The 22,650-nt window shown below is 67.9% G+C and carries 22 protein-coding genes and 3 pseudogenes; 18 read left to right on the top strand and 7 right to left on the bottom strand.

Annotated elements, in window-relative coordinates; translation table 11 throughout:
* Positions 1 to 86: 86 nt before the first annotated feature.
* The 3 genes and pseudogenes from AB0876_RS33670 to AB0876_RS33660 all read left to right on the top strand — a co-directional run.
* A pseudogene (locus AB0876_RS33670) lies at positions 87 to 593 on the top strand (transposase family protein); the annotation flags it as partial.
* Between the two features lie 140 nt (positions 594 to 733).
* Positions 734 to 1,977, top strand: a protein-coding gene (locus AB0876_RS33665; protein WP_394341189.1) for an IS3 family transposase whose coding sequence is annotated in 2 segments (ribosomal slippage) — positions 734 to 1,019 and positions 1,019 to 1,977 — 1,245 coding nt in all. Because the reading frame shifts where the segments join, the coding sequence is not laid out codon by codon here.
* 80 nt (positions 1,978 to 2,057) lie between these two features.
* Positions 2,058 to 5,069: a Tn3 family transposase gene (locus AB0876_RS33660; RefSeq protein WP_017682184.1), complete on the top strand. Its 3,012-nt coding sequence runs from the start codon at positions 2,058 to 2,060 to the stop codon at positions 5,067 to 5,069.
* A gap of 68 nt (positions 5,070 to 5,137) precedes the next feature.
* Here AB0876_RS33660 and merB read toward each other — a convergent pair whose 3' ends face one another.
* The 3 genes from merB to merA form a co-directional block, all read right to left on the bottom strand.
* Positions 5,138 to 5,782, bottom strand: a complete 645-nt coding sequence (merB, locus tag AB0876_RS33655; protein ID WP_010596911.1) for an organomercurial lyase MerB — start codon at positions 5,780 to 5,782, stop codon at positions 5,138 to 5,140.
* A 71-nt stretch (positions 5,783 to 5,853) separates the two neighbouring features.
* Positions 5,854 to 6,297: a MerR family transcriptional regulator gene (locus AB0876_RS33650; RefSeq protein WP_010596912.1), complete on the bottom strand. Its 444-nt coding sequence runs from the start codon at positions 6,295 to 6,297 to the stop codon at positions 5,854 to 5,856.
* Positions 6,298 to 6,315: 18 nt separating this feature from the next.
* Positions 6,316 to 7,755 (bottom strand): mercury(II) reductase, encoded by a 1,440-nt coding sequence (merA, locus tag AB0876_RS33645; protein ID WP_010596913.1) that lies wholly within the window; start codon positions 7,753 to 7,755, stop codon positions 6,316 to 6,318.
* A gap of 128 nt (positions 7,756 to 7,883) precedes the next feature.
* On the opposite strand from merA, the gene AB0876_RS33640 reads away from it, so the two are divergent.
* The 7 genes and pseudogenes from AB0876_RS33640 to AB0876_RS33610 all read left to right on the top strand — a co-directional run.
* Positions 7,884 to 8,273 (top strand): ArsR/SmtB family transcription factor, encoded by a 390-nt coding sequence (locus AB0876_RS33640; protein ID WP_026138108.1) that lies wholly within the window; start codon positions 7,884 to 7,886, stop codon positions 8,271 to 8,273.
* Positions 8,273 to 8,572, top strand: coding sequence for a mercuric ion transporter MerT (merT, locus tag AB0876_RS33635; RefSeq protein ID WP_010596915.1), 300 nt, complete (start codon positions 8,273 to 8,275; stop codon positions 8,570 to 8,572). Before AB0876_RS33640 ends, merT begins: the two co-directional genes overlap by 1 nt.
* A complete protein-coding gene (locus AB0876_RS33630; protein WP_010596916.1) occupies positions 8,569 to 9,075 on the top strand; it encodes a TlpA family protein disulfide reductase in 507 nt (168 codons plus the stop codon). The genes merT and AB0876_RS33630 overlap by 4 nt, the downstream gene beginning before the upstream one ends.
* Positions 9,072 to 9,968 (top strand): cytochrome c biogenesis CcdA family protein, encoded by an 897-nt coding sequence (locus tag AB0876_RS33625; RefSeq protein ID WP_010596917.1) that lies wholly within the window; start codon positions 9,072 to 9,074, stop codon positions 9,966 to 9,968. Before AB0876_RS33630 ends, AB0876_RS33625 begins: the two co-directional genes overlap by 4 nt.
* Positions 9,965 to 11,344 carry a dihydrolipoyl dehydrogenase family protein gene (locus tag AB0876_RS33620; protein ID WP_010596918.1) on the top strand — a complete coding sequence of 460 codons (1,380 nt, stop codon included), beginning with the start codon at positions 9,965 to 9,967 and terminating at the stop codon, positions 11,342 to 11,344. Before AB0876_RS33625 ends, AB0876_RS33620 begins: the two co-directional genes overlap by 4 nt.
* A 117-nt stretch (positions 11,345 to 11,461) precedes the next feature.
* Positions 11,462 to 12,415 (top strand): tyrosine-type recombinase/integrase, encoded by a 954-nt coding sequence (locus AB0876_RS33615; RefSeq protein ID WP_017682183.1) that lies wholly within the window; start codon positions 11,462 to 11,464, stop codon positions 12,413 to 12,415.
* A gap of 77 nt (positions 12,416 to 12,492) precedes the next feature.
* Positions 12,493 to 13,230 (top strand): annotated as a pseudogene (locus AB0876_RS33610) (transposase); the annotation flags it as partial.
* A gap of 222 nt (positions 13,231 to 13,452) precedes the next feature.
* Here the strand turns inward: AB0876_RS33610 and AB0876_RS33605 are convergent.
* Positions 13,453 to 13,692, bottom strand: coding sequence for a hypothetical protein (locus tag AB0876_RS33605; protein ID WP_224866092.1), 240 nt, complete (start codon positions 13,690 to 13,692; stop codon positions 13,453 to 13,455).
* Here AB0876_RS33605 and AB0876_RS33600 point away from each other — a divergent pair.
* Positions 13,579 to 14,834: pseudogene (locus tag AB0876_RS33600) on the top strand (IS256 family transposase). The gene AB0876_RS33605 and the pseudogene AB0876_RS33600 sit on opposite strands and share 114 nt — an antisense overlap.
* A 291-nt stretch (positions 14,835 to 15,125) precedes the next feature.
* Here AB0876_RS33600 and AB0876_RS33595 read toward each other — a convergent pair.
* On the bottom strand, positions 15,126 to 15,875 hold the full coding sequence (locus AB0876_RS33595) for an IclR family transcriptional regulator (protein ID WP_047040843.1): 750 nt from the start codon (positions 15,873 to 15,875) through the stop codon (positions 15,126 to 15,128).
* 70 nt (positions 15,876 to 15,945) lie between these two features.
* On the opposite strand from AB0876_RS33595, the gene pcaH reads away from it, so the two are divergent.
* The 7 genes from pcaH (at position 15,946) to AB0876_RS33560 (ending at position 21,633) form a co-directional block, all read left to right on the top strand.
* Positions 15,946 to 16,743, top strand: coding sequence for a protocatechuate 3,4-dioxygenase subunit beta (gene pcaH, locus AB0876_RS33590; protein ID WP_043416460.1), 798 nt, complete (start codon positions 15,946 to 15,948; stop codon positions 16,741 to 16,743).
* Positions 16,743 to 17,312 carry a protocatechuate 3,4-dioxygenase subunit alpha gene (pcaG, locus tag AB0876_RS33585; RefSeq protein WP_043416462.1) on the top strand — a complete coding sequence of 190 codons (570 nt, stop codon included), beginning with the start codon at positions 16,743 to 16,745 and terminating at the stop codon, positions 17,310 to 17,312. Before pcaH ends, pcaG begins: the two co-directional genes overlap by 1 nt.
* Positions 17,309 to 18,514, top strand: coding sequence for a lyase family protein (locus AB0876_RS33580; RefSeq protein ID WP_043416463.1), 1,206 nt, complete (start codon positions 17,309 to 17,311; stop codon positions 18,512 to 18,514). Before pcaG ends, AB0876_RS33580 begins: the two co-directional genes overlap by 4 nt.
* Positions 18,511 to 19,692 (top strand): bifunctional 3-oxoadipate enol-lactonase/4-carboxymuconolactone decarboxylase PcaDC, encoded by a 1,182-nt coding sequence (gene pcaDC, locus AB0876_RS33575; protein ID WP_047040849.1) that lies wholly within the window; start codon positions 18,511 to 18,513, stop codon positions 19,690 to 19,692. Before AB0876_RS33580 ends, pcaDC begins: the two co-directional genes overlap by 4 nt.
* Positions 19,689 to 20,387: a 3-oxoacid CoA-transferase subunit A gene (locus tag AB0876_RS33570; protein WP_047040851.1), complete on the top strand. Its 699-nt coding sequence runs from the start codon at positions 19,689 to 19,691 to the stop codon at positions 20,385 to 20,387. Before pcaDC ends, AB0876_RS33570 begins: the two co-directional genes overlap by 4 nt.
* Positions 20,384 to 21,073, top strand: a complete 690-nt coding sequence (locus AB0876_RS33565; protein WP_047040853.1) for a 3-oxoacid CoA-transferase subunit B — start codon at positions 20,384 to 20,386, stop codon at positions 21,071 to 21,073. The genes AB0876_RS33570 and AB0876_RS33565 overlap by 4 nt, the downstream gene beginning before the upstream one ends.
* Before the next feature lie 71 nt (positions 21,074 to 21,144).
* The gene (locus AB0876_RS33560) at positions 21,145 to 21,633 is read left to right on the top strand and encodes a cupin domain-containing protein (protein WP_047040871.1); all 489 of its coding nucleotides are present in this window, start codon (positions 21,145 to 21,147) and stop codon (positions 21,631 to 21,633) included.
* Positions 21,634 to 21,857: 224 nt separating this feature from the next.
* Here the strand turns inward: AB0876_RS33560 and AB0876_RS33555 are convergent, their stop codons facing one another.
* Together AB0876_RS33555 and AB0876_RS33550 are read right to left on the bottom strand one after the other, a co-directional pair.
* Complete coding sequence (locus AB0876_RS33555) at positions 21,858 to 22,328, bottom strand: hypothetical protein (RefSeq protein WP_047040856.1); 471 nt, start codon at positions 22,326 to 22,328, stop codon at positions 21,858 to 21,860.
* A 24-nt stretch (positions 22,329 to 22,352) separates the two neighbouring features.
* Positions 22,353 to 22,568: an IclR family transcriptional regulator domain-containing protein gene (locus AB0876_RS33550; protein WP_074414912.1), complete on the bottom strand. Its 216-nt coding sequence runs from the start codon at positions 22,566 to 22,568 to the stop codon at positions 22,353 to 22,355.
* Positions 22,569 to 22,650: the final 82 nt, after the last annotated feature.

Here is a 22,650-nt window from a genome sequence, read left to right as displayed (position 1 = left end):
ACCAGCAGATACCCCCTGCCCGCGACCAGGACCAGCCCTCAACAGCCCAGCGAGGCACACCTACCCCAATTCATCAGTGGATCGAGGCTAAACCAGCACCGAAACTGGCCACTCTGATCGCGAGCATGTGCGCCGGCGCGGACTACATCGACGATGTCGACGTGGTCCGAGCCGGCGGCATGAAAACCCTCTTCAACCGGGTGTATGCCCCCTCCACCGTGGGAACCCTGTTGCGCGAGTTCACCTTCGGTCACGCCCGCCAACTCGACTCGGTACTGGCCGAGCATCTGGCCGGTCTGTGCGAGCGAGTGGACCTGCTGCCCGGAGCCGATGTGCGTGCCTACCTCGACATCGACTCCCTGCTGCGCCCGGTGCACGGACATGCCAAGCAGGGCGCCTCCTACGGACACACCAAGATCGCTGGCAAGCAGGTTCTGCGCAAAGGGCTGTCCCCGCTGGTCACCACCTTGAGCACCGACACCGCCGCACCGGTGATCACCGGCATCCGACTGCGTGCGGGCAAGGCCAACTCCGGTAAAGGGGCCGCCCGCATGCTCGCCCAAGCCCTGCAGACTGCGCGTGCGGCCGGCGTGGGGTCCCGGTAGTAATGGCGCAAAAAACAACGAGGTTCGCGTAGCGCCTGGTCGGCGGTGATTTCTCGGTTCGGGCTGCGGGCCGGGGTGGTTGAATCGGCCTGGGTTTCGTTCCGTTCTTGAAGCAAGGATGGAACACGATGAACCAGAAGTACTCTCCCGAGATGCGCGAGCGCGCGCTGCGGATGCTCGATGAGGCCAAGGCCTCCGGTGAGCACTCGAATCTGATGTCCGCCGTGCGGCATGTTGCGGGGCTCCTCGGCATGAGCGCGGAGACGCTGCGGGTGTGGCATCGCCGCCGCGAGGTCGACGCCGGCGCGAAGCCCGGTGTCCCGAGCGATGTCGCTGAGGAGAACAAGCGCCTGCGCCGCGAGGTGGCCGAGCTGCGAAAGGCGAATGAGATCCTCAAGGCTGCGAGCGTGTTTTTCGCGAAGGAGCTCGACCGTCCCTGACCGAGATGATCCGCTTCATCGACGAGTATCGAGAGCGGTTCGGGGTCGAGCTCATCTGCCGGACGCTGCGCCCGGCAGTGCAGGGATTCATCACGTCCCGCGGGTATCGCGCCGCGAAGACCCGCGTAGCCTCCGCCCGGCAGCTGCGCGACGAGCTGCTGGTGCCCGAGGTCGCCAGGCTGCATGCGGAGAACTACGGCGTCTACGGGCGGCGGAAGATGCATGCTCTCCTGAAACGGCAGGGGTGGGACATCGGCCGCGACCAGACCGAGCGCCTCATGCGCCTCGCGGGAGTGCGTGGGGTTCGCAAGTCGAAGAAGGTGTTCACGACCAGGCCGGACAAGGCGCAGGCCCTACCGCGGGACCTCGTCCAGCGGCGGTTCCGTGCGGACGCGCCGCGCCGACTCTGGGTTGCAGACATCACGTATGTGGCCACCTGGGCGGGCTTCGCATACGTCGCGTTCGTCACCGACGTCTATTCACGTCGGATCGTGGGCTGGAACGTCGCGGCGACGCTGCGCGCGGAGGTGCTGCCGCTGCAAGCGCTGGACATGGCCGCCTGGGGCGCGGACGGCCCGCTGGACGGGCTGATCCATCACGCCGATCACGGCTCGAACTACATGTCGATGGTCTACACCGACCGGGTCGTCGAGCTTGGCGCAACACCCTCGACGGGAACCGTCGGGGACTCGTACGACAACGCCCTCGCCGAGGCGGTCAACAACCTCTACAAGACCGAGCTGATCCGCCAGCGCGGCCCCTGGCGAACCGTCGAGCAGGTCGAGCTCGCGACGCTCGAATGGGTGTGGTGGTGGAACCATCAACGCCTGCACGGCGAACTCGGCATGCGCACCCCGATCGAGATCGAGGACGCGTACTACGCTGACCTCGAATCAGGCCTCCCGGCGACCGCCGGACAGGGAAACCGATAGGAACGAAACCCAGGCCGATTCAGGTTGGTGCTTGGCTTGGCTGCCGATGAGGTTGGTCGGCGTTTTGGAGGCTGGGGTTCGTGGCGACGCGGGTATTCGCGGACGAGGAGTTGCAGCGCCTGCGGGAGTTCCCGGAGATCAGTCGTGAGGAGTTGTTCCGGTACTTCACGCTGACCCCGGCGGATCTGGCGTTCGTTGCTCCGCAGGGCAGGGGCCCTGCGGTCCGTCTGGGCCTGGCGGTGGCGTTGTGCACCTTGCCGTGGCTGGGGTTCGTGCCGGACAAGGTGTCGTCGGCGCCGCCGGTGGCGGTGGCCCGGTTGGCGGATCAGCTGAATGTCGATGCGGTGCAGCTTCGTTCGTATGGCAAGCGGGCGCAGACGCGGACCGAGCATGTGCGGCTGGTGGCCCAGTATCTGGGGTGGCGGCCTGCCGGGTCGATGGAGTTGAAGGAGCTGGATGAGTTCCTTCTGGCGCGGGCGATGGAGCACGATTCGCCGACGCTGTTGTTCCGGCTGGCGTGTGAGTACCTGATCTCGGCGCGGGTGATCCGGCCGGGCCCGGACACGGTGGTCCGCCGGGTCGCGCATGCTCGCACGCAGGCGCAGCGGGAGACCTATGACCGGTTGGCGCGCGAGTTCACGCCGCAGCGGTGTAAGGAACTGGATGCGTTGCTGGTCGCCGACCCGTCTATCGGGATGTCGCGGTTGCGGTGGTTGTCGACCGGCCCGGTGGAGGCGTCGGCGACCGCGGTGAAGGCCGAGGTCGAGAAGCTGGTGTTCCTGCGCAACCTGGGCGCGGATGAGCTGGATATGTCGGTGCTGCCGGCGGAGCGGCGGCGGTTCCTGGCGACTGTGGGCCGACGCTTGACGGGCCAAGCCTTGGAACGCCGGGATCCGCAACGCCGCTACCCGATCCTGCTCACGGTGTTGGCTCAGTCGGCCACCGATGTGCTCGACGAGGTGGTGCAGCTGTTCGATCAGGCGATCTCGGCCAGGTTGAGCAAAGCCGAACGCCGGATGCGCGACGAGCTCGCCGAGCGCGGTAAGGCCGGAGAGGATCGGCAGGGGTTGCTCGACGACTTGCTGGCCATCATCACCGACACGCAGATCCCTGACGAGGAGATCGGCGGCCTGATCCGGGGCGATCGGATCGGATGGGAGCGGTTGCGGGCCGCGGTCGCGCAGGCCAAACCTCGGCTGCCGCGCGATCACGGGCACCTGGCCGCTCTGGACAGCTCGTACTCCTATCTGCGGCAGTTCACCCCGCAGGTGCTGTCGACAGTCCGGTTCGCCGGCGGCACCGCGGCGATCGAGCTGCTGATCGGGGTGCACATGCTGCGGGAGCTGAATGCGACCGGTACCCGCAAGGTGCCCGACGACGCGCCGACGGGGTTCGTGCCGACGAAGTGGCGCGGCTACCTCGACGAGGCCCGCAAAGCCGGCAACACCACCGCCTATCGGCACTACTGGGAGCTGTGCGTGCTGCTGGGGCTGCGGGACGGGTTGCGCAGCGGCGACGTGTTCGTGCCGGGGTCGCGCCGCTACGCCGACCCGGCCGCTTACCTGCTGACCCCGCAGGCGTGGGAGCCGCAGCGTGACGAGTTCTGCCGCCTGGTCGGCAAGTCCGCTGATCCGGCCCGCGCCCTGGCGACCGCCACCGACGAGCTGCACGACGCTATGAGCGAGTTGGAGAAGGTGCTCGCCGACGGCGACGGCCCGGTCCGTCTCGATGAGGCCGGTGACCTGGTGGTCTCGCCGCTGTCGGCAGAAGACGTTCCGGCCGAAGCGGTGGCGTTGAAGCAGGAGTTGACGGAGATGCTGCCGTTCGCGCCGATCGTGTCGCTGTTGATCGAGCTGGACAAACGCACCGGCTACCTGGACTGCTTCACCCACGCCGGCGGTAAGCAGTCCCGCACCCCGGAGTTGAAGCGCAACCTCATCGCGGTGCTGCTGGCCTACTCCACCAACCTGGGTCTCACCCGTATGGCGGAGGCCTCCGGCATCTCCTACGACATCCTGGCCTGGACTTCGGAGTGGTATGTGCGGGAGGAGACGCTGCGGGCGGCGAACCTGACGATCATCGACTACCACCAACGCCTGCCGCTGACCCCGATCTTCGGGGCCGGCACCCTGTCCTCCAGTGATGGGCAGCGGTTCCCGACCCGTGGCAAATCGGTCACTGCCAGAGCGTTGAGCCGCTATTTCGCGAACGAAGGACTGAGCACGTATACCCATGTCACCGATCAGCACGCCACCTACGGCACGAAGGTCATCGTCGCGACGAGACGTGAAGCTCACTACGTGCTGGACGAAATCCTCGGCAATGCAACGGATCTGCCGATCACCGAGCATGCGACCGACACGCACGGCGTCACCCTGGTGAACTTCGGGCTGTTCGACCTGCTCGGGTTGCAGCTCTCGCCCCGCATCCGGGACCTGGGCCGGATCACCCTGTACCGGGCGGCGCCGCGAGCCCAGGTCGAGTCCGCGTTCCCGCACGCGGGCCCGCTTTTGACCCGGCGGTGCAATCTCGATCTGATCGCCGAGCACTACGACGACCTGCTCCGGCTGGCCGGGTCGCTGAAGTTCGGGCACGCCACCGCGTCGCTGCTGGTCGGCAAGCTGTCGGCGTCGGGCCGGCAGAACGCCCTCGCGGCGGCGCTCAAGGAGTACGGGGCGCTGCGGCGCACGATCTACGCCGCCCGGTATCTGTCCGACCCGGGCTATCGACGCAAGATCTCCCGCCAGCTCAACAAGGGCGAATCCCTGCACGCGCTCCGCCGCGACCTGCTCTACGCGCATGAAGGAACCGTGCGCGCGAGGCACCTGGAGGGACAGACCGAACAGGCATGGTGCCTCACGTTGGCGACCAACGCCGTCATCGCCTGGACCACGGAGTATTACGGTCTGGCGACCGAACAGATGCGGCGGGCCGGGCGGCGCATCGATGACGAGGTGCTGGCGCACATTTCTCCGGCGCACAGCGAGAACATCAACTTCTTCGGCGCCATCGAGGTCGACATCGACGCCGAACTGGCCCAGCTCGGCCCCACCGGGTACCGGCCGCTGCGGGTCCGCGACACCCTCTTCTGACCGCCGGCTACCACCTTCCGGGAGAGGGTGCTGGGGCGTAGCTGGGCACATCGGTGGCCTGGGTTGGGTCAGCGACAGCGTGGTGGTTCGGTGGCGGTGAGGACGCGGTCGCTGATCGGGCGCAGCTGGGCGTAGGCGTCGGCGACGGGCAGCACGAGCCCGGTGGGGTGCCGGCTCTGCCAGTCGGCGGCCGCCACGGCGGTGGCGAAGTAGCGGCCGGGGTTGCAGGTGGTGGCGCGGACCCGGGTCGGGTCGAGTTCGTCGGGGCCGGGTACAGAGATGACCGCGGTGGCCGGGTCGAGGCCGCTGACCCCGGAGGCCGGGTCAACGGACAGTCGGATGGTGGTTCCGGTTGCGGCGCAGGTGGATTCGACGGTGGCGGGGCGACCGATGATGGCGGGGAACAGCAGGGTGTCGGCGGCGCACCAGGTGTAGAGCTGGTGGCCGTCGACGGTGAACCGGTGCGGGGTGGGATTGAGGGTCAGGCCCCAGCCGAGGATGCGGTGCCGGTCGTCGTATTCGATGTCCGCGGCGGCGGGCGCGTTCTCGACGTCGGCGACGCTGGCGCCGGCGGCGGTAGCGAGCTGTTCGATGGTGATCGGTTCACCGGCCGCGAGCAGCCGCATCGCGGTGCCCATCAGGTTCGTTCCCGTATTGGCGGTGGAGTCGAACAGTGTGTCGACGATGGTGGTGGCGAACGGGTTGGTCGTCATCGCTGGTGTCCCCTCGGAGCGTGTAGTCACGGGTGTGGGATCGAGTGTCGGGCTTGCCACCGCAGGGAAGGTCAAGCGCCGCAGCCGCATGTCCTCGGATCCGGCACCCACGGCGGGGCGGCGGCTCGGTCGTGGCTGGTCGCCCGGGTCAACGCGTCGTGGTGGTGGTGTTCGAACTCGTCGATGCGGCGGCGCTGCTCGTCGAGGTCGCGGATGCGGTCCTCGATCCGGGTCCGGGAGCGGGCCAGTAGTTCGGCCAGCTGCGGTCCGACCGGCCGGGCGCTGTCGTCGCAGGTGGCGGCGAGCTGACGGATTTCGGCCTCCGTGAGGCCGAGGCCGCGCAGGGTGGCGATGACCTCGACGCACCACAGCGCGTGTTCGTCGAAGAGCCGGTATCCGGCCCGGCTGCGGCCGAGGCTGTAGATCAGGCCCAGGTCGTGGTGGCGGCGTAGTACTTTCGCCGGCACTCCGGTGCGGCGGGCCAGGTCTCCGATGGTCATCACCGGTGTGTTCATGACGGCTCGATCCGGTCCTCAGCCCGCGCAGCAGGACAGCTTGGCGACATCGGCGGTGAAGGTTTGGGCGGTGAGTTTCAGCGCTTCGGCCATGGTCAGATACGGCGCCCAGGTGCGGGCGAGCTGGTCGACGGTCATGCCCGCGGTGATCGCGTACCCGGCGGCGGTGATCAGATCCCCGGCACCCTCGGCGACGGCGTGCACGCCTAGCACCCGCCCGGTCCCGGCCTCGGCGACGAGTTTGACCACACCACGGGTGTCCCGGTTGACCAGGGCACGCGGCACGTTCGCACCGGTGAGCAGCCGCGACTCGGTCCGTAATCCGGCTGCGGCGGCTTGGCTGTCGGTGTGGCCGACCGCGGCGATGGCCGGGCTGGTGAATGTCACCCGCGGCAGCGCCGTGTAGTCCAGGGTGCGGCCGGCGTGCCCGAGGGCGTTGCCGGCGGCGAGTGTGCCCTGCGCCGCCGCGACGTACACGAATTGGGGGCCGCCGGCCACGTCGCCCGCGGCCCAGATCCGCGGGTTGCTGCTGCGCTGGTGGGCGTCGACGACGACGGCGCCGCGGTCGTCGGTGCGTACCCCGACCGCCGCCAGATTCAATCCGGGGGTGTCGGGGCGGCGGCCGGTGGCGATGAGCAGCTGGGCGGCCCGCAGTTCGGTGGTGGCCCCGTCGGCGGTGCGGACGGTGACGAGTTTCTCGCCGCCCTCGGCCAGTGCCTTGTCGAGGGTGGCGCCGGTGAGCACGGTGATGGCTTCGTCGGCGAACACCTGCGCGATGGCCCGGGAGATCTCGGGTTCCTCGAACGGCGCCAGCCGATCCAGGGCCTCGATCACCGTGACCCGGGTGCCGAGCCGGGCGAACAACTGTGCCTGTTCGAGACCGATGGCGTTGCCGCCCACCACGATCAGCGACCCCGGCAGGACGTCGAGCTCCATCGCGGTGGTCGAGGTCAGATACCCCGCCTCGGCGAGCCCGTCGGTCGGCGGCGCCCACGGCGCGGCGCCGGTCGCGATCAGGTACTGATCGGCGTCGATCACCCGCGGGCCATCGGCCCCCTGCTCGACCCGCAGCACCGGTGCGTCGGTGGTACCGGTGAAGACGGCGGTTCCCGAGACGATCTCCCAGCCGTAGTCGGCGGCCAGGTCGAGGTACTTCTCGCCGCGAAGCCGGTCGACCAGCGCGTTCTTGCCCGCGATCAGCTCGGCGAAGTCCACCGGTGCCCCGGTCGCCGCCAGCCCCGGGAACCGGTCGGCGCTCGCCGCGGTGTGCCGGGCCTCCGCGGCGGCCAGCAGCGCCTTCGACGGCACGCAGCCCACGTTCACGCAGGTGCCGCCGATCGCGGCGCGCTCGACCATCACCACCCGTTTGCCGAGGTTGACCGCGGCGATGGCGGCGGCGAACGCCGCCGAACCGGAACCGATGATCGCCAGATCGGCGCGCGGGGATGTCGTGGTCACGGCGGGTTCTCCTTGCTGGGGGACTCCGGTCACGGAACAGGTTGCTATTCGCGTTGACGAATATCTCCGGACATCATACTATGCGCTTATCCGAATAGTTCAACTTTCTTCTTGTGGAGGCGATCCCCTTGCCCCGGTCCACGACCGCCGCCGTCACCGCGCCCGGTGGCGAGACGGCCTGCACGCACCTGGATGCGACGGCGAAGTTCTTTCGCGCGCTGTCGGATCCGACGCGGTTGAAGCTGCTGGAGTTCATCTTGGCCGCCGAGCGCACCTCCGCGGAGTGTGTCGAGCATGCCGGGATCTCCCAGCCGCGGGTGTCGGTGCACCTGTCCTGCCTGGCCGACTGCGGTTATGTGACCGCGCGCCGTGACGGCAAGAAGCTGCGCTACTCCGTCGGCGACCCACGCGTCGCGGACCTGGTGATGCTGGCCCGCTCCCTCGCCGCCGACAACGCCGCCGCGCTGACCTGCTGCACCCGCATCGACACCGCTCGTGTGAACGGAGCAGGACATTGATGAACGTACGCAACAACTCCACGGGGATCGGCGGCCCGCTCGCGGTGGTGGGTGCCGCCGTGGCCATGATCGTGTGCTGCGCCGGACCGGCCTTGATCGCGGCCGGTGCGCTCACCGCCCTCGGCGGTGCGCTGCGCAGTTGGGGACCGATCGTGGCCGCCGCGGTGATGGTCCTCGCCGCCGTCGGCTACACCGCGCGCCGTCGTAAGCCGCCGCAGCGAGGGACAGTCCGCGGACTGCTGGGCACCCGCCGATCGCATCAGCCCAACGCGTCGACCGATCGGAGTTCCCAGCCGTGACCACGCCGATCACCCGACGCACGGTGAGCGCGGCGCTCGCCGCCCTGGCGGTCACGGTGCTGGCTGCCTGCGGCACCGACACCGCCTCGCCCCGCGCCGCCACCGACCCCGTCACGGTCACCGCGCTGTCCGGGGCGCCGGTGACCGTGCCCAGCGGCAAGCCGACGGCGATGTTCTTCTTTTCGGTCGGCTGCGGTGAATGCGTGGGCGGCGCGAAGTCGCTGTCGCAGGCTGCGCGACAACTCGGTGACACCGCCGCTTTCGTCCTGGTCGACATGGATCCGGCCGAACCTGCCCAGGTCGTCACCGACTTCCAGCAGCAAACCGGGACCGACACCGTGCCCGCGGTCATCGACACCGATGCGACCCTGACCAAGCGGTACTCCGTGGCCGCCCTGTCGACCCTGCTCGTCGTCGACCCCGGCGGTGCGGTCGCCTACCGGGCCGCCGACCCGTCCGCCGATCAGATCACCGCCGCGCTGGCGAAGGCCGGGGACCGGTGAACGGGCTGCTGGCCTTGGCGTTCACCGCGGGCATGCTCGCCCCGGTCAATCCGTGCGGTTTCGCGCTGCTGCCGGCCTGGATCACCCACACCCTCGGCGACACCGCCACCGAACCGCTCGGGGTACGCACGGCGCGGGCGCTGCGAACCGGCGTCGCTTTTACCCTCGGGTTCGCGGGCACCCTGGCCGTGGCGGGGCTGGCCATCAGCGCCGGTGCCCGCGCGCTGATCAGCGCCGCGCCGTGGCTCGGTCTGGTCGTCGGTGTCGCCCTGGTATTGCTCGGTGTCGTCATGTTCACCGGCCGCGTGCTCGGTCTGCGACTGCCCACCCGAGCGCTGCGCCCGGCCACCGGGCCGGGCGGCACAACCGGGATCGTCCTCGCCGGGATCGGCTACGCCGCGGCGTCGCTGTCGTGCACGTTCGGGGTGCTGCTGGCCGTCATCGCCCAGGCCCAGGCCACCGCGGGCTGGGGTGCGCTGCTCGCGGTGTTCGTCGCCTACACCCTCGGCGCCGCGACGATCCTGCTGCTGGTCAGCCTCGCCGCCGCGGCCGCCGGTACCGCGCTCACCCACCATCTCGCCGCCCTCGCCCGGCACGGCACCCGCATCACCGCGACCGTGCTCATCCTCACCGGCGCCTACCTGGCCTGGTACTGGCTGCCCGCCGTCACCGGCGACACCACCGGCACCAACGGATTCGCGGCCCTGTCCACCACCGCCAGCACCTGGCTGCAGAACCACACACCACTGATGGCGACGATCGCGGCACTGACCGTGCTCACCGCCGCCGTCACCGTCCTCGCTCACCGCATGATCCGGCGCCGCGTTACCGATGCCGCACCCGTCGACTGCTGCACCCCGACGACCGTCATCGAGGAAGGGCGCCCGCAATGACCGAACGCTACGACACCCTCGTGCTCGGCGGCGGAATGTCCGGGCTGCCACTGGCGCTGCGCGCCGCCCGCCACGGCCGGGTCGCCTTCGTCGAGAAGGAACTGCTCGGCGGGACCTGCCTGAACCGGGGCTGCATCCCCACCAAGACGATGATCGCCTCCGCCGCCGTCGCCCATCAGGCCCGCCGCGCCGCCGAGTTCGGCGTCCGCGTCGGCGGTCCGGTCACCGTCGACCTGGCCGCCGTGGTGGAGCGTAAGAACACCCTCGTCGATTCCATCCGGGCCGGATCGTATCGGGCCGTCGAAAAATCCGCCGACCTCGACTTCTACCACGCCGCAGGACAATTCACCGGTAACCGGCGCCTCACCGTCGACGGCACCACCCTGACCGCGGACCGGATCATCCTCGCGACCGGCACCCGCACCACCCTCCCGGCCATCGACGGCTTGGATGCCGTGCCCTACTACACCTCCCGCACGCTGCTCGACCTCACCGAACTACCCGCCCACCTGCTCGTCGTCGGCGGCGGCTACGTCGGCTGCGAATTCGCGCAGATGTTCCGGCGATTCGGCGCCGAGGTCACCATCGTCCAGCGCGCCGACCGGCTGCTGCCCGGGGAAGACCCCGACATCAGCGCCGCCGTCGCCGACGGCATGACTGCCGACGGCATCACTGTCGCGACCGCCACCACCTGTACTCACGCCGCCGGGACGGCCGGCAACATCCGGATCGGCTGCACCGGCACCGAGACCGCCGAGATCACCGGCAGCCACCTGCTGCTCGCCACCGGGCGCACCCCCAACACCGACGCCCTGGGCCTGGAACACCTCGACCTGCAACCCGACCCGCACGGCTTCCTCACCGTCGGCGACACCCTGAACACCTCCGCCGACAACGTGTGGGCGATCGGCGACCTGCGGGGCGGGCCGATGTTCACCCACACCGCCCGCGACGACGCCGACATCGTCTACCGCACCGTCTACCGCGACCAGGACCGCACCACCACCGGACGTGTCGTGCCGCACGCGGTGTTCACCGACCCCGAAGTCGGAGCCGTCGGCCTGACCGAACCCGCCGCCCGCGCAGCCGGCTACGACGTGATCATCGGCCGCCAGAACTTCACCGGCGTTGCCAAAGCACGCGCCATCGGCAACACCCGCGGCCTGGTCAAATTCGTCGCCGACGCCGCCACCGACCGGATCCTCGGCTGCCACATCGCCGGACCCGACGGCGGCGACCTCGTCCACGAAGCCGTCATCGCCATGACCTGCGGCGCCACCTACGGCCAACTCGCCGCCGCCATCCACATCCACCCCACCCTCGCCGAAGCCGTCAACGCCGCCGCCGGCGGCGTCCACCGACCCGCCGCCGACTGATCCCACAGATAACACCCTGTTATCTGTGGCACCATGAAACCCGGCCTGCGACGACTCCGCTCCGGCGGTGCGCGAAGCGGCCCTGTTATCTGTGGCAAGCAGGCCAGGGAGGTCACAATGTTGTCGTCCGGGATCACCGTCCGCGCCGCCGGCGACGGCTTCCTCGACTCGATCCGCTCCCCGAACACCCGCCGCTCCTACGCCATCGCCGTCGATAAGACCACCGCCAGGCTCGGCGAGGCCCGGCCGCTGGCCAATGTCGCCGACGACGAGATCGGCGAAACCCTGGAAACTTTGTGGGGCGAGGCGGCGGTCAACACCTGGAACGCCCGCCGCGCCGCGGTCGCGTCTTGGCTGGCGTGGTGCCGCGAGCACGGACACCTCGCCCCGGCGGTCCCCGCGTGGGTGAAACGCTCCACCCCGCCGGACTCGGCCACCCCGGTGCGCTCGCGCACCGCGATCGACCGGCTCATCACCCGCCGCGACATCGACCTGCGGGATAAGACGCTGTGGCGGATGCTCTACGAAACATGCGCCCGCACCGAGGAACTGCTCCAGGTCAACATCGAAGACCTCGACCTGGCCGGGCGGTGCTGCCCGGTGAAGTCCAAGGGCGCCAAGCCCCGCACCCGCCGCCGCGGCGCCGCCCATCACGAGTACGCGCACGAGCTCGTGTACTGGGACGCGGGTACCGCCCGGCTCCTGCCACGCCTCACCAAGGGCCGCACCCGCGGACCGCTGTTCGTCACCCACCGCCGACCCGGACCCCGCAAAGCCGTCGCCGACCGCGACATCTGCCCCGACACCGGCCTGGCCAGGTTGTCCTACGGCCAGGCCCGCGCCCTGCTCGATGCCGCCACCGCCACCAACGGACCCGGCACCGGCTGGGACCTGCACGAACTCCGGCATTCTGGCCTGACGCATCTCGGCGAGGCCGGAGCCAGCCTGCTCGAGCTAATGGCCAAGTCCCGCCACCGCAAACCCGACAACCTGCGCCGCTACTTCAAACCCTCACCGGCGGCCATGCGCGGCATCACCAGCCTCCTCGGTCCCGACCGCGGCCACCGATAGCGGCCACCAACAACGACTCGTCCGTCTACCCGGACCAGGCGCTACGCGAACCTCGTTGTTTTTTGCGCCATTACTGCCGGGACCCCGGCGTCACCGGGCAGATCATCGTGCGCGGTGACAGCGCCTATGGATCGCGGGCGGTGATCCGGGTATGCCGCCGCTACGGGGCGGTGTTCTCGCTGGTGCTGACCCGCAACGCCGCGGTGCAACGCGCCATCGACAGCATTCCCGAGAACGCCTGGACCCCGGTGAAATACCCGGGTGCGGTGCTCGATCGCGAGACCGGGGCCTGGATCTCTGATGCCGAAGTCGCTGAAGCCGTCTACACCATGGCCAAAACCGGCACCTATGAGGCGGTCACCGCCCGGCTGATCGTGCGCCGGGTCAAAGACGCCAACCAACCCCAAGACGGGCTGTTCCCGATCTGGCGGTATCACCCGTTTTTCACCAACACCACCGAGTCGGCCACCGACGCCGACATCACCCACCGCCGCCACGCCATCATCGAAACCACCTTCGCCGACCTCATCGACGGCCCCTTGGCCCACATTCCCTCCGGGCGCTTCGGCGCCAACAGTGCCTGGGCCGTCTGCGCCGCGATCGCCCACAATCTGCTGCGCGCCACCGCGACCCTGGCCGGGACCCGTCACCGCACCGCGCGCGGGGCGACCCTGCGCCGTCACCTGGTCAATATCCCGGCTCGTCTGGCCCGACCCCAACGACGACCGATCCTGCACCTACCCCGGCACTGGCCCGCCGAACCAGCATGGATGACCCTGTGGCACAACACCATCGGCCACCGATCCAGCGCCTGAACCACCGACCACCCGACCCGACAACCAGGAACCCGACAGGAAAAGCTGGACAGACCAGCGGCCTCGTCATGCCCACCACCAGCCCGGATCAAGACCATCAGCTCAACCGGCCACCACACCGTCGGTCGGTGGAATCAGGCTTAGTGAGAGGAATGATCAGAACCTGTGGATGAGCCTCGGCGTGGGGGCGTGAAAATGAGCGCACCTTCCCGAGGATGATCATCACGGAATCAGGTATTCGATCAAGACCGGCGTTGGCGCGCTGGTTGGGAAGGTACGCCCATGCTCACCGTAGTTCACGACGGCGCGGAGGCCAACGACAACACCGACAGTGGTGCTGGTCGGTCGTTGTTGGATGAGATTGTCCGTGATGGCGCTCGGCAGATGCTGGCCGCGGCGTTGCAGGCCGAGGTCGCCGCCTACGTGGCGCAGTTCGCTGACCAGCGCGATGACAACGGCCACCGATTGGTGGTCCGCAACGGCTACCACCAGCCGCGCGAGGTGCTGACCGCAGCCGGTGCGGTGCAGGTGAGGGCCCCGCGGGTCAACGACAAACGTGTCGATCCCGACACTGGTGAACGCAAGCGGTTCTCCTCGGCGATCCTGCCGGCCTGGGCGCGCAAGTCCCCGCAGATGTCCGAGGTGTTGCCGCTGTTGTACCTGCACGGGTTGTCGAGCAGCGATTTCACCCCGGCCCTGGAGCAGTTCCTCGGCTCCGGTGCCGGGTTGTCGGCATCGACGATCACCCGGCTCACGTCGCAGTGGCAAGATGAGGCCGCCGCGTTCGGTCGTCGCGATCTGTCGGGCAGCGACTATGTCTACCTGTGGGTCGACGGCATCCCCCTCAAGGTCCGCCTGGACCAGGAAAAGCTGTGTCTGCTGGTGATGCTCGGTGTGCGCGCTGACGGCCGCAAGGAGCTGGTGGCGATCAGCGACGGCTACCGTGAATCGGCCGAGTCGTGGGCCGATCTGCTGCGCGACTGCAAACGGCGCGGCATGACCGCCCCGTGCTCGCCGTCGGTGACGGTGCACTCGGGTTCTGGAAAGCGGTCCGTGAGGTGTTCCCGGCCACCAAAGAGCAGCGCTGCTGGTTCCACAAGCAAGCCAATGTTCTTGCCGCACTGCCGAAATCAGCACACCCGTCGGCCCTGGCGGCACTCAAGGAGATCTACAACGCCGAGGATATCGACAAGGCCCAGCTCGCGGTCAAGGCCTTCGAGGTCGATTTCGGCGCCAAGTACCCCAAGGCGGTCGCCAAGATCACCGACGACCTCGATGTGCTGCTGGAGTTCTTCAAGTACCCGGCCGAACATTGGATCCACCTGCGCACGACGAACCCGATCGAAAGCACCTTCGCCACAGTGCGACTTCGGACCAAGGTGACAAAAGGCCCGGGATCGCGAACGGCCGGACTAGCGATGGCCTACAAGCTGATCGACGCCGCCTCGGCCCGCTGGCGCGCCGTCAACGCCCCGCACCTGGTCGCCCTGGTCCGCGCCGGCGCGGTCTTCCACAAAGGCAAACTGCTCGAACGCCCCACCGACATCACCCCACCAACACCGCCCTCAGACGACGATCAGGACGCCGGAACGGAGGTCGCCTGAAACACCCCGATCCACAGGTATTGACAATTCCTCCAAGTGACGATTCGCGAGGTGAGAGTGCGAGGTGGGCAGGATGGATTCCGCCGCTGATCGTTGAACGGCGGACCCTTTGCTGATGCTTTCTCAGCTTCAACTGGGGGATCGGTCGCGTCTATCCCTCCACCGCGGCGCGGACTCCGATTCGCGCCAGATGTCATGGCAGTCACCACTTTTTCGACGGCTAGCGACGGTGTCGCGTTTTGTCAGAAGCCGCCCGACAGCACAGCGATCGCTGCTGCGGCGGCCCGTGGGTCACAGCAGCCGGACGATGCCGCGGGCAGCCACCTGCAGGGCGCCGAGCAGTCGCTGGCGACCTCGCTTCAACGACGGAACTACGACGGCGATCGCGGCCACCACAGCGTCGTCGGACTGCCGGACGATCGGCACGGCCAGTGAACAGGCGCCTAGCGACATCTCTTCCACGGTGGTAGCCAACCCCTCGCGCCGCACCCCCTCCAACTGTCGGGACAGCACCGCAGGCTGGGTGATTGTGTAGGGAGTAATCGGAGTCAGATTGGCAAACACCTGATCCTGGACTTCGCGTGGCGCGTGCGCCAACAGCACCTTGCCGACGCCGGTGCAGTGCATCGGCAACCTGCTGCCGACGGTGCTAACGATCGGCACGGATGCCCTACCCATCATCCGCTCGAGGTACAATACTTCGTTGCCGTCGCGTACCGCGAGGTGCACGGTGGCGAGCGTTGCCGCGTAGACATCGTGCAAGAACGGCTCTGCGACCTGCCGTAATCCGCCTCCGACCGGGGCGAGCAGCCCAGCGCTCCACATCAGTCGGCCGACCTCGAAACGACCGTCCGTGCGGCGCTGCAACGCCCCGCCCGCAACCAGTTCGGCAGCCAGCCGGTGGGCCGTGGCCATCGGCAGGCTGGCCCTACCCGCCAGTTCGGACAGCGTCAGTGTCCGGTGCCACTCATCGAAGGCGGCGACCATGCGCAGCAAACGAGAAGCGACGCTGGTGCCGGGCGTTGAGGTATTTCCCGCCACTCACGGATCCTTTCCGCTCAGTGGTAATCTAGCGTAGGTCAGTCGCCGAGGAGCCAATAGTGTCAAGGCTATGACAGCAGTGATCGACCCCGATCCCGACGGCGGGTTGCCGAGGCAGCAGGCGATCAGCGCGGAGATCGAGGCGATCGAGTCCGAGTATCAGCGCGCTGGCATCGAGGAGACGCAGCCGCGGCTCGGCTACGCGCCCTACCGCAGCAGCCTGCTGCGTCATCCCACGAAGGACCTACACCACGCTGACCCGGAGGGCGTCGAGCTGTGGACGCCCTGCTTTTCCGAACGCGACGTGCATCCGCTTGAATCGGACCTCACCATCCAGCACTCAGGCGAACCCATCGGCGAACGGATAGTGGTGACCGGCCGGGTGGTCGACGGCGACGGACGGCCGGTGCGACGTCAACTCGTCGAGATCTGGCAGGCCAACGCCGGCGGTCGCTACATCCACAAGCGTGATCAGCACCCGTCCGCGATCGACCCCAACTTCACCGGCGTCGGCCGCTGCCTGACCGATGACGACGGAAGCTACCGCTTCACCACGATCAAGCCAGGGCCGTATCCGTGGAGGAACCACCGCAACGCTTGGCGCCCAGCCCACATCCACTTCTCGGTGTTCGGAACGGAATTCACGCAACGGCTGATCACCCAGATGTACTTCCCCGGCGACCCGTTGTTCGCGCTGGACCCGATCTATCAGTCGATCACCGACCGAAAGGCCCGAGACCGACTGATTGCCAACTACGACCACGACGTCACCACCCACGAATGGGCCACCGGATACCGGTGGGACATCATCCTCACCGGCGCGACGCGCACTCCGACCGAGGATCCCCACCGCGGAAGCGAACACTGATGAATACCCTGCTCACCGCCACCCCGGGGCAGACCGTCGGACCCTTTTTCGGTTACGCACTCCCGTTCGACCGGTGCGACCAGCTGGTTCCGGCCGGCTCACCGGGTGCCGTCCAGCTTTCCGGCTTGGTCCTCGATGGTGACGGCCAGCCTGTTCCCGACGCCCTACTTGAGATCTGGCAGGCAAACGCCGACGGCACCATCCCCACGTCCACCGGCTCGCTACACCGGGACGGCTGGACCTTCACTGGGTGGGGCCGCGCCGGCACCGACGATGGCGGACGGTACAACTTTTCCACCGTCATCCCAGGTCCCTGCGATCCCGGTGCGGCACCGTTCTTTCTGATCACCGTGTTCGCCCGCGGGCTGCTCAACCGGCTGTTCACCCGCGCCTACGTGCCCGGGGGGCAGCTGGCCGGCGATCCACTGCTGGCGTCCCTGCCGCCCGAGCGTCGCGACACGCTCATCGCCACCCGCGAGGGCGCCGGACTACGCTTCGACATCCAATTGCAGGACGCGCCAGGCAAACCCGAGACGGTCTTCCTGCGCTACGCGGGACACCAGCGATGACTGACCTCTTCTGGCCGGGCGACGACCTCGCAGGCGACCTGATGAGCGGCCCCGCATTCCTCGAGGCCATGGTGGCCGTGGAACGGGCGTGGCTGGACAGCCTCGTCGACGCCGGTATCGCACCGCAAGAGGCGCGTGCCAGCTTGGCAGACCTCATCGCCGACGCCGACACCGAGTCGATCGCCCGCCGCGCCGCCACCGACGGCAGCCCCGTCAGCGCTCTGGTCACGTTGTTGCGTGAGCGCTCAACGGCGGCGACAGCCCGCTGGTTACACCGCGGGCTAACCAGTCAGGACGTCGTCGACACAGCGCTCGTCATCTGCGCCCGTGATGTCCTCATGCGCATCGGCGACGAGTTCACCGTCCAAGTCCGGGCGCTGTCCGAGCTCGCTGAGAGGCACCGGAGCACACCAACACTCGCGCGTACCCTGACCCAGGCCGCCCTACCAAGCACCTTCGGCGCCAAGATGGCACGTTGGCTTACCGGCATACTGGACGCCGCCGAACCGCTGACCGGGCTGCTGCCCTCGCTGCCGGTGCAGGTCGGTGGCGCGGTGGGAACGCTGGCGGCGGCTACCGAATTGACCGGTTCGGTGGACGGCGCCATCGCGTTGAGCGACGCGCTCGCCGGCGCACTGCGGCTGGCGCCGGCTCCGCCCTGGCACACCACCCGCTCGGCGATCACCCGCATCGGGGATGCGTTGGTGAGCTGCTGCGACGCCTGGGGGCACATCGCCGCCGACATCGCGACCGGTAGCCGGCCCGAGGTCGGCGAGCTGGCCGAGGGGACTGGTGGCGGCTCATCGACGATGCCGCACAAGAACAATCCCGTCCGCTCTGTGTTGATCCGGCGCACCGCGCTCACCGCGGGCACCTTGGGCGCCACCCTGCACCTGGCCGCAGGAGCGAGTGTCGACGAGCGCTCCGACGGCGCGTGGCACGCCGAATGGGCCACACTGCGCACGCTCGCCCGCCACACCGTCGTGGCGGCCATCCAAGCCTCCGAACTGCTCTCCGGGTTGCAGGTGGACACGGCGCGGGCGGCCGCGAACCTGGCCGACGCGGGCGGGCTGCTCACCGAACAACGTGCAATGACCGAGTTGACCGGTAGCCCAGCACGGCCCGACTACACCGGTGCCGCCGATCGGCTGATCGATTCGACCTTGAGTCGGGCCCGCCGCTTCATCAAGTCTGCGTCATGACCATTCCGGCCTTGGCCACAATCGACTTCGGCGGACCCGACGGTGCGCCTGTCCTCGTGCTGGGGCCTTCACTGGGTACCTCGGCAGCCACGCTGTGGAGCGCTGCGGCTGGATGGCTGAGTGCGCACGCCCGCGTCGTCGGGTGGGACCTACCCGGTCACGGTCGAGGCGGTCCTGGCGAGCCCTTCACGATCGCCGAACTCGCGGTCGCCGTGCTGGCACTCGCCGACGACATGCACGCCGAGACCTTCCACTACGCCGGTGATTCGCTCGGTGGCTGTGTCGGTCTGCAGCTGATGCTCGACGCGCCGCAACGGGTGGACTCGGCGACCCTACTGGGCACCGGTGCGTTGATCGGCACCCCAGCTGGCTGGCTCGAGCGCGCCGCCACCGTCCGCGCCGAGGGCGTCGAAACCTTACTCTCGGGCGCGGCCCAGCGGTGGTTCGCGCCGGGCTTCGTCGACCGGCAACCAGGTGTCGGCGCGGCGCTGCTGGACACCCTCAGCCACACCGATCCGGAGTCCTATGCGCAGGCCTGCGAGGCCCTCGCGGCATTCGACGTCTCCGACCGATTGCGCGAGATCGTCACTCCCGTCCTGGCCGTGGCAGGCAGCGCCGACGTGCCCACACCGCCGGAGTCATTGCGGCGCATCGCCTCCGGTGTCCAGGACGGTGACCTCGTAGTGCTCGACGGTGTCGGCCACCTGGCACCCGCCGAAGCCCCGGACCGGGTCGCCGGCCTCATCGCAGAGCAGGTGGGTATTCCGCAGCCTGCGACTAGGACCGTCGAGGATGTGTGTCGCGCGGGAATGGCGATACGGCGCCAGGTGCTCGGCGACGGGCACGTCGACCGGGCAATCGCCGGTACCACCGACATGACCGCCGATTTCCAGCACCTGATCACCCAGTACGCCTGGGGAACCATCTGGACACGCCCAGGTCTAGACCTTCGCAGCCGCTCGATGATCACCCTGACGGCGCTGGTCGCGCGCGGGCACCGCGAGGAACTGGCGATGCACCTGCGAGCGGCCCGCCGGAACGGTTTGAGCAACGACGAGATCAAGGAGCTGCTGATGCAGACTGCCATCTACTGTGGCGTCCCCGACGCCAACTCCGCGTTTCGCATCGCCGCCGAGGTATTGCCGGAATTCGACGAGGACGAGCGGGCGTCGTCATGAGCCGCACCGCCGTCTGCGCCGCCGCCCACGAAGCCGTCGCCGGAATCGCTGACGGCGCCACAATTCTCGTCGGCGGATTCGGCATGGCGGGCATGCCCACCACACTCATCGATGCGATCATCGAACAGGGCGCCGCCGAGCTCACCATCGTCAGCAACAACGCGGGCAACGGCGACACCGGTCTGGCCGCGCTGCTGGCTGCCGGTCGGGTCGCGAAGGTCATTTGTTCCTTCCCCCGACAGGCCGATTCGTACGTGTTCGACAGGCTCTACCGGGACGGCATGGTCGACCTCGAAGTGGTCCCGCAGGGCAACCTGGCCGAGCGGATCAGAGCGGCAGGCGCGGGCATTGGCGCGTTCTTCTGCCCGACCGGTGTCGGCACCCCGCTCGCCTCGGGCAAGGAGATCCGCACGATCGACGGCCGCGACTACGTGCTGGAGTATCCGATCCGCGGCGACGTCGCACTCATCGCAGCACACCTGGCCGACCGGGCCGGAAACCTGTTGTACCGCAAGACTGCTCGCAACTTCGGTCCGGTCATGGCGACCGCCGCCACGCTGACCGTCGTTGAGGTCTCCCGCGTCGTCGAGACCGGAGGCATCGACCCCGAGACGGTCGTGACGCCGGGTATCTTCGTCGACCGCATCCTCGACCTGTCCTCGATTCCCGCCGCCCGCACCGAGGCCGCCTCGTGACGGGAACGCTCGATGCAAGGACACGGCGTCGTGTCGAGCATCTCGACCGTGGCCCGTTGGACCGCGGGGAGATCGCCGCGATGATCGCCCGCGACATCGCACCTGGGTCGTACGTCAATCTCGGCATCGGCCAGCCCACGATGGTCGCCGACTACCTCGACCCCGCCGCCGAGGTGGTGCTGCACACCGAGAACGGCATGCTCGGCATGGGAGGCGCCGCGACAGGAGACGCCATTGACCCGGATCTCACCAATGCAGGCAAGGTTCCGGTCACCGAAACCCCTGGGGCGTCCTACTTCCACCACGCCGACTCCTTCGCCATGATGCGCGGCGGCCATCTCGACGTGTGTGTGCTCGGGGCGTTTCAGGTCAGCGAGCGTGGAGACCTCGCCAACTGGCACACCGGAGCACCGGACGCCATTCCCGCGGTCGGGGGTGCGATGGATCTCGCCATCGGAGCGAAGCGCGTATTCGTGATGATGACGCTGTTCGGCAAGGACAGGACCGCGAAGTTGGTTCCGGAGTGCAGTTACCCGCTGACCGGGCTTCGGTGCGTCAGCCGGCTGTATACCGAGTACGCGATCTTCGACATCGACAACGCCGGAGACGGACGCGTGCGCGTACTCGAGACCTTCGCCATCAGTATCGCCGCGCTCGAGAAGCGCTTGCACATAGCTCTGTCGTGACCCTGGCGCTTGGGTCGCCGAAAAGTGACTCCATGCTCGCTCAGCGACGAAATTCCCAGAGGAGTGGATTGATGACCCTATCCCGTGACGAGCTAGCCGATTTCGCCGAAAGTATGGCGCGCGCAGGGGATCGCGACACCCAGCACGTGACCGAGGAGCACCTCGTCGTGAACTCCACCGAGGCACACTGGATCCAGACCGGAAGCCCATCAGAAATTGGATTGCTTCTGCGGATACCCGCCCGCTCCATTGAGTTCTTCCTGCAGAAGATCCCCGCCGGTGCGGGCAGTGACCTTCATCGACACGTACACGAGTCAGTTCACTTCGTGCGACATGGCTCGGGCTGGTCGGAGATTGGCGATCAACGCGTAACGTGGAGCGCAGGCGACTTCGTGTATACGCCGCCGTGGGTATGGCATCGCCACTATGCAGATGACCAACAGGACGTCGAGATGATAGTCATCGAGAACTCCCGCCTCCTGGCTGCCGTGGACGCAACCCAGAGGGAAACCAGGGGCAACGTTAGCTTCGCCGAGGCTTTCGGCGTCGGCGACACGTAAGCAGTGGAGAAATTGTCAAGGTAATCGCTTCGAAGGGCGCTTGACGACGGCGGTCAAACACACGGCGGCCGGTCAACCCATCCACGGCGCTAATGTCCAGCCGCCCTGCAACTTTCGTGGCCGCGGCGTCTCCCGGCGAAGCAGGCGGCCTGATCTGCACCCGTGTTGTCGGCCCACGGGTTGTGCGAGTAAAGCGCAAAGTGATCACGATGCGGTCACATGCGTTATTCGTCGAACCCTTCATCTGGGATAGCAAACGCCGCCCTGGCGTTGTCGTTGAGATTTGCAAATCCATCGATAACCACCCGGGCCACGCGGGTCTCATGGTCGACAATGCGGATCAGCCACGTGTGAAAGGCCGCACCGGTGAATTCTTCGCTGACCGGCGAAGGAGCTCTCCAGCGACGGAAGAAGAACTCGAGTCGTGTCGTCAGCTCGATGACATCCTCCTGCACCGGAACGTAGGAAAGTACTTGACGCAGTTCGAGGCGTTCGTCGAAAATCCCGTCCCGCTGCGTGAGATACAACCGCAGACCATTGAGTCCCTTCCATTGGTGGCCGCCGCGAAAGCCGATTTCGAAGTCGTCTGTGAGGACGGTTGCGAACATTTGCTCGGCCGGCGAGTGGCGCTGTTCTAAGCGCAGGTAGTCATCGATCGTCGAAACGAACGCCGGCAGGTCGGGGGTACTCGACACAGAACATCTCCTTTGCCAATGTAGTTAGACCAGCTTAGTAGCAAGCTCTGCGGCAGCTTCGCCGATGATGCCAGCTACTTTGCGGACATGTGATGGCCGTAACCGATAGCTCGGCGCTGATGCATTTAGTGCCAGCCTCACGTCGGGACCTCTTGCAGGTATGGCGACAGCAACGGATGCGACACCTTCTTCGCTTTCCTCCCTACTGGTCGCGAAACCGCTCTTTCGAGAAATAGTCAAATCCTGTGGATCGAGGGTCGTCAGGCGACCTCGGACACTGGGGTGTCGGGCGATGGTTCCGGGGTGATGTCGACCGGACGTT

Origin of the sequence: Mycobacterium sp. NPDC049093 (assembly GCF_040704635.1) — a bacterium.
Taxonomy (GTDB): domain Bacteria; phylum Actinomycetota; class Actinomycetes; order Mycobacteriales; family Mycobacteriaceae; genus Mycobacterium.
Note: the sequence above shows the minus strand (reverse complement) of the source record. Positions and strands in the feature narration are given on the sequence as shown.

What these genes read in the sequence shown, in the direction of transcription:
- merB (WP_010596911.1), bottom strand. Translation starts at nt 5,782, where the DNA reads ATGACGACCAACCCGTTCGCCACCACCATCGTCGACACACTGTTCGAC.
- AB0876_RS33650 (WP_010596912.1), bottom strand. Translation starts at nt 6,297, where the DNA reads ATGAACACACCGGTGATGACCATCGGAGACCTGGCCCGCCGCACCGGA.
- merT (WP_010596915.1), top strand. Translation starts at nt 8,273, where the DNA reads ATGAACGTACGCAACAACTCCACGGGGATCGGCGGCCCGCTCGCGGTG.
- AB0876_RS33620 (WP_010596918.1), top strand. Translation starts at nt 9,965, where the DNA reads ATGACCGAACGCTACGACACCCTCGTGCTCGGCGGCGGAATGTCCGGG.
- AB0876_RS33615 (WP_017682183.1), top strand. Translation starts at nt 11,462, where the DNA reads ATGTTGTCGTCCGGGATCACCGTCCGCGCCGCCGGCGACGGCTTCCTC.
- pcaH (WP_043416460.1), top strand. Translation starts at nt 15,946, where the DNA reads ATGACAGCAGTGATCGACCCCGATCCCGACGGCGGGTTGCCGAGGCAG.
- pcaG (WP_043416462.1), top strand. Translation starts at nt 16,743, where the DNA reads ATGAATACCCTGCTCACCGCCACCCCGGGGCAGACCGTCGGACCCTTT.
- AB0876_RS33580 (WP_043416463.1), top strand. Translation starts at nt 17,309, where the DNA reads ATGACTGACCTCTTCTGGCCGGGCGACGACCTCGCAGGCGACCTGATG.
- pcaDC (WP_047040849.1), top strand. Translation starts at nt 18,511, where the DNA reads ATGACCATTCCGGCCTTGGCCACAATCGACTTCGGCGGACCCGACGGT.
- AB0876_RS33570 (WP_047040851.1), top strand. Translation starts at nt 19,689, where the DNA reads ATGAGCCGCACCGCCGTCTGCGCCGCCGCCCACGAAGCCGTCGCCGGA.
- AB0876_RS33560 (WP_047040871.1), top strand. Translation starts at nt 21,145, where the DNA reads ATGACCCTATCCCGTGACGAGCTAGCCGATTTCGCCGAAAGTATGGCG.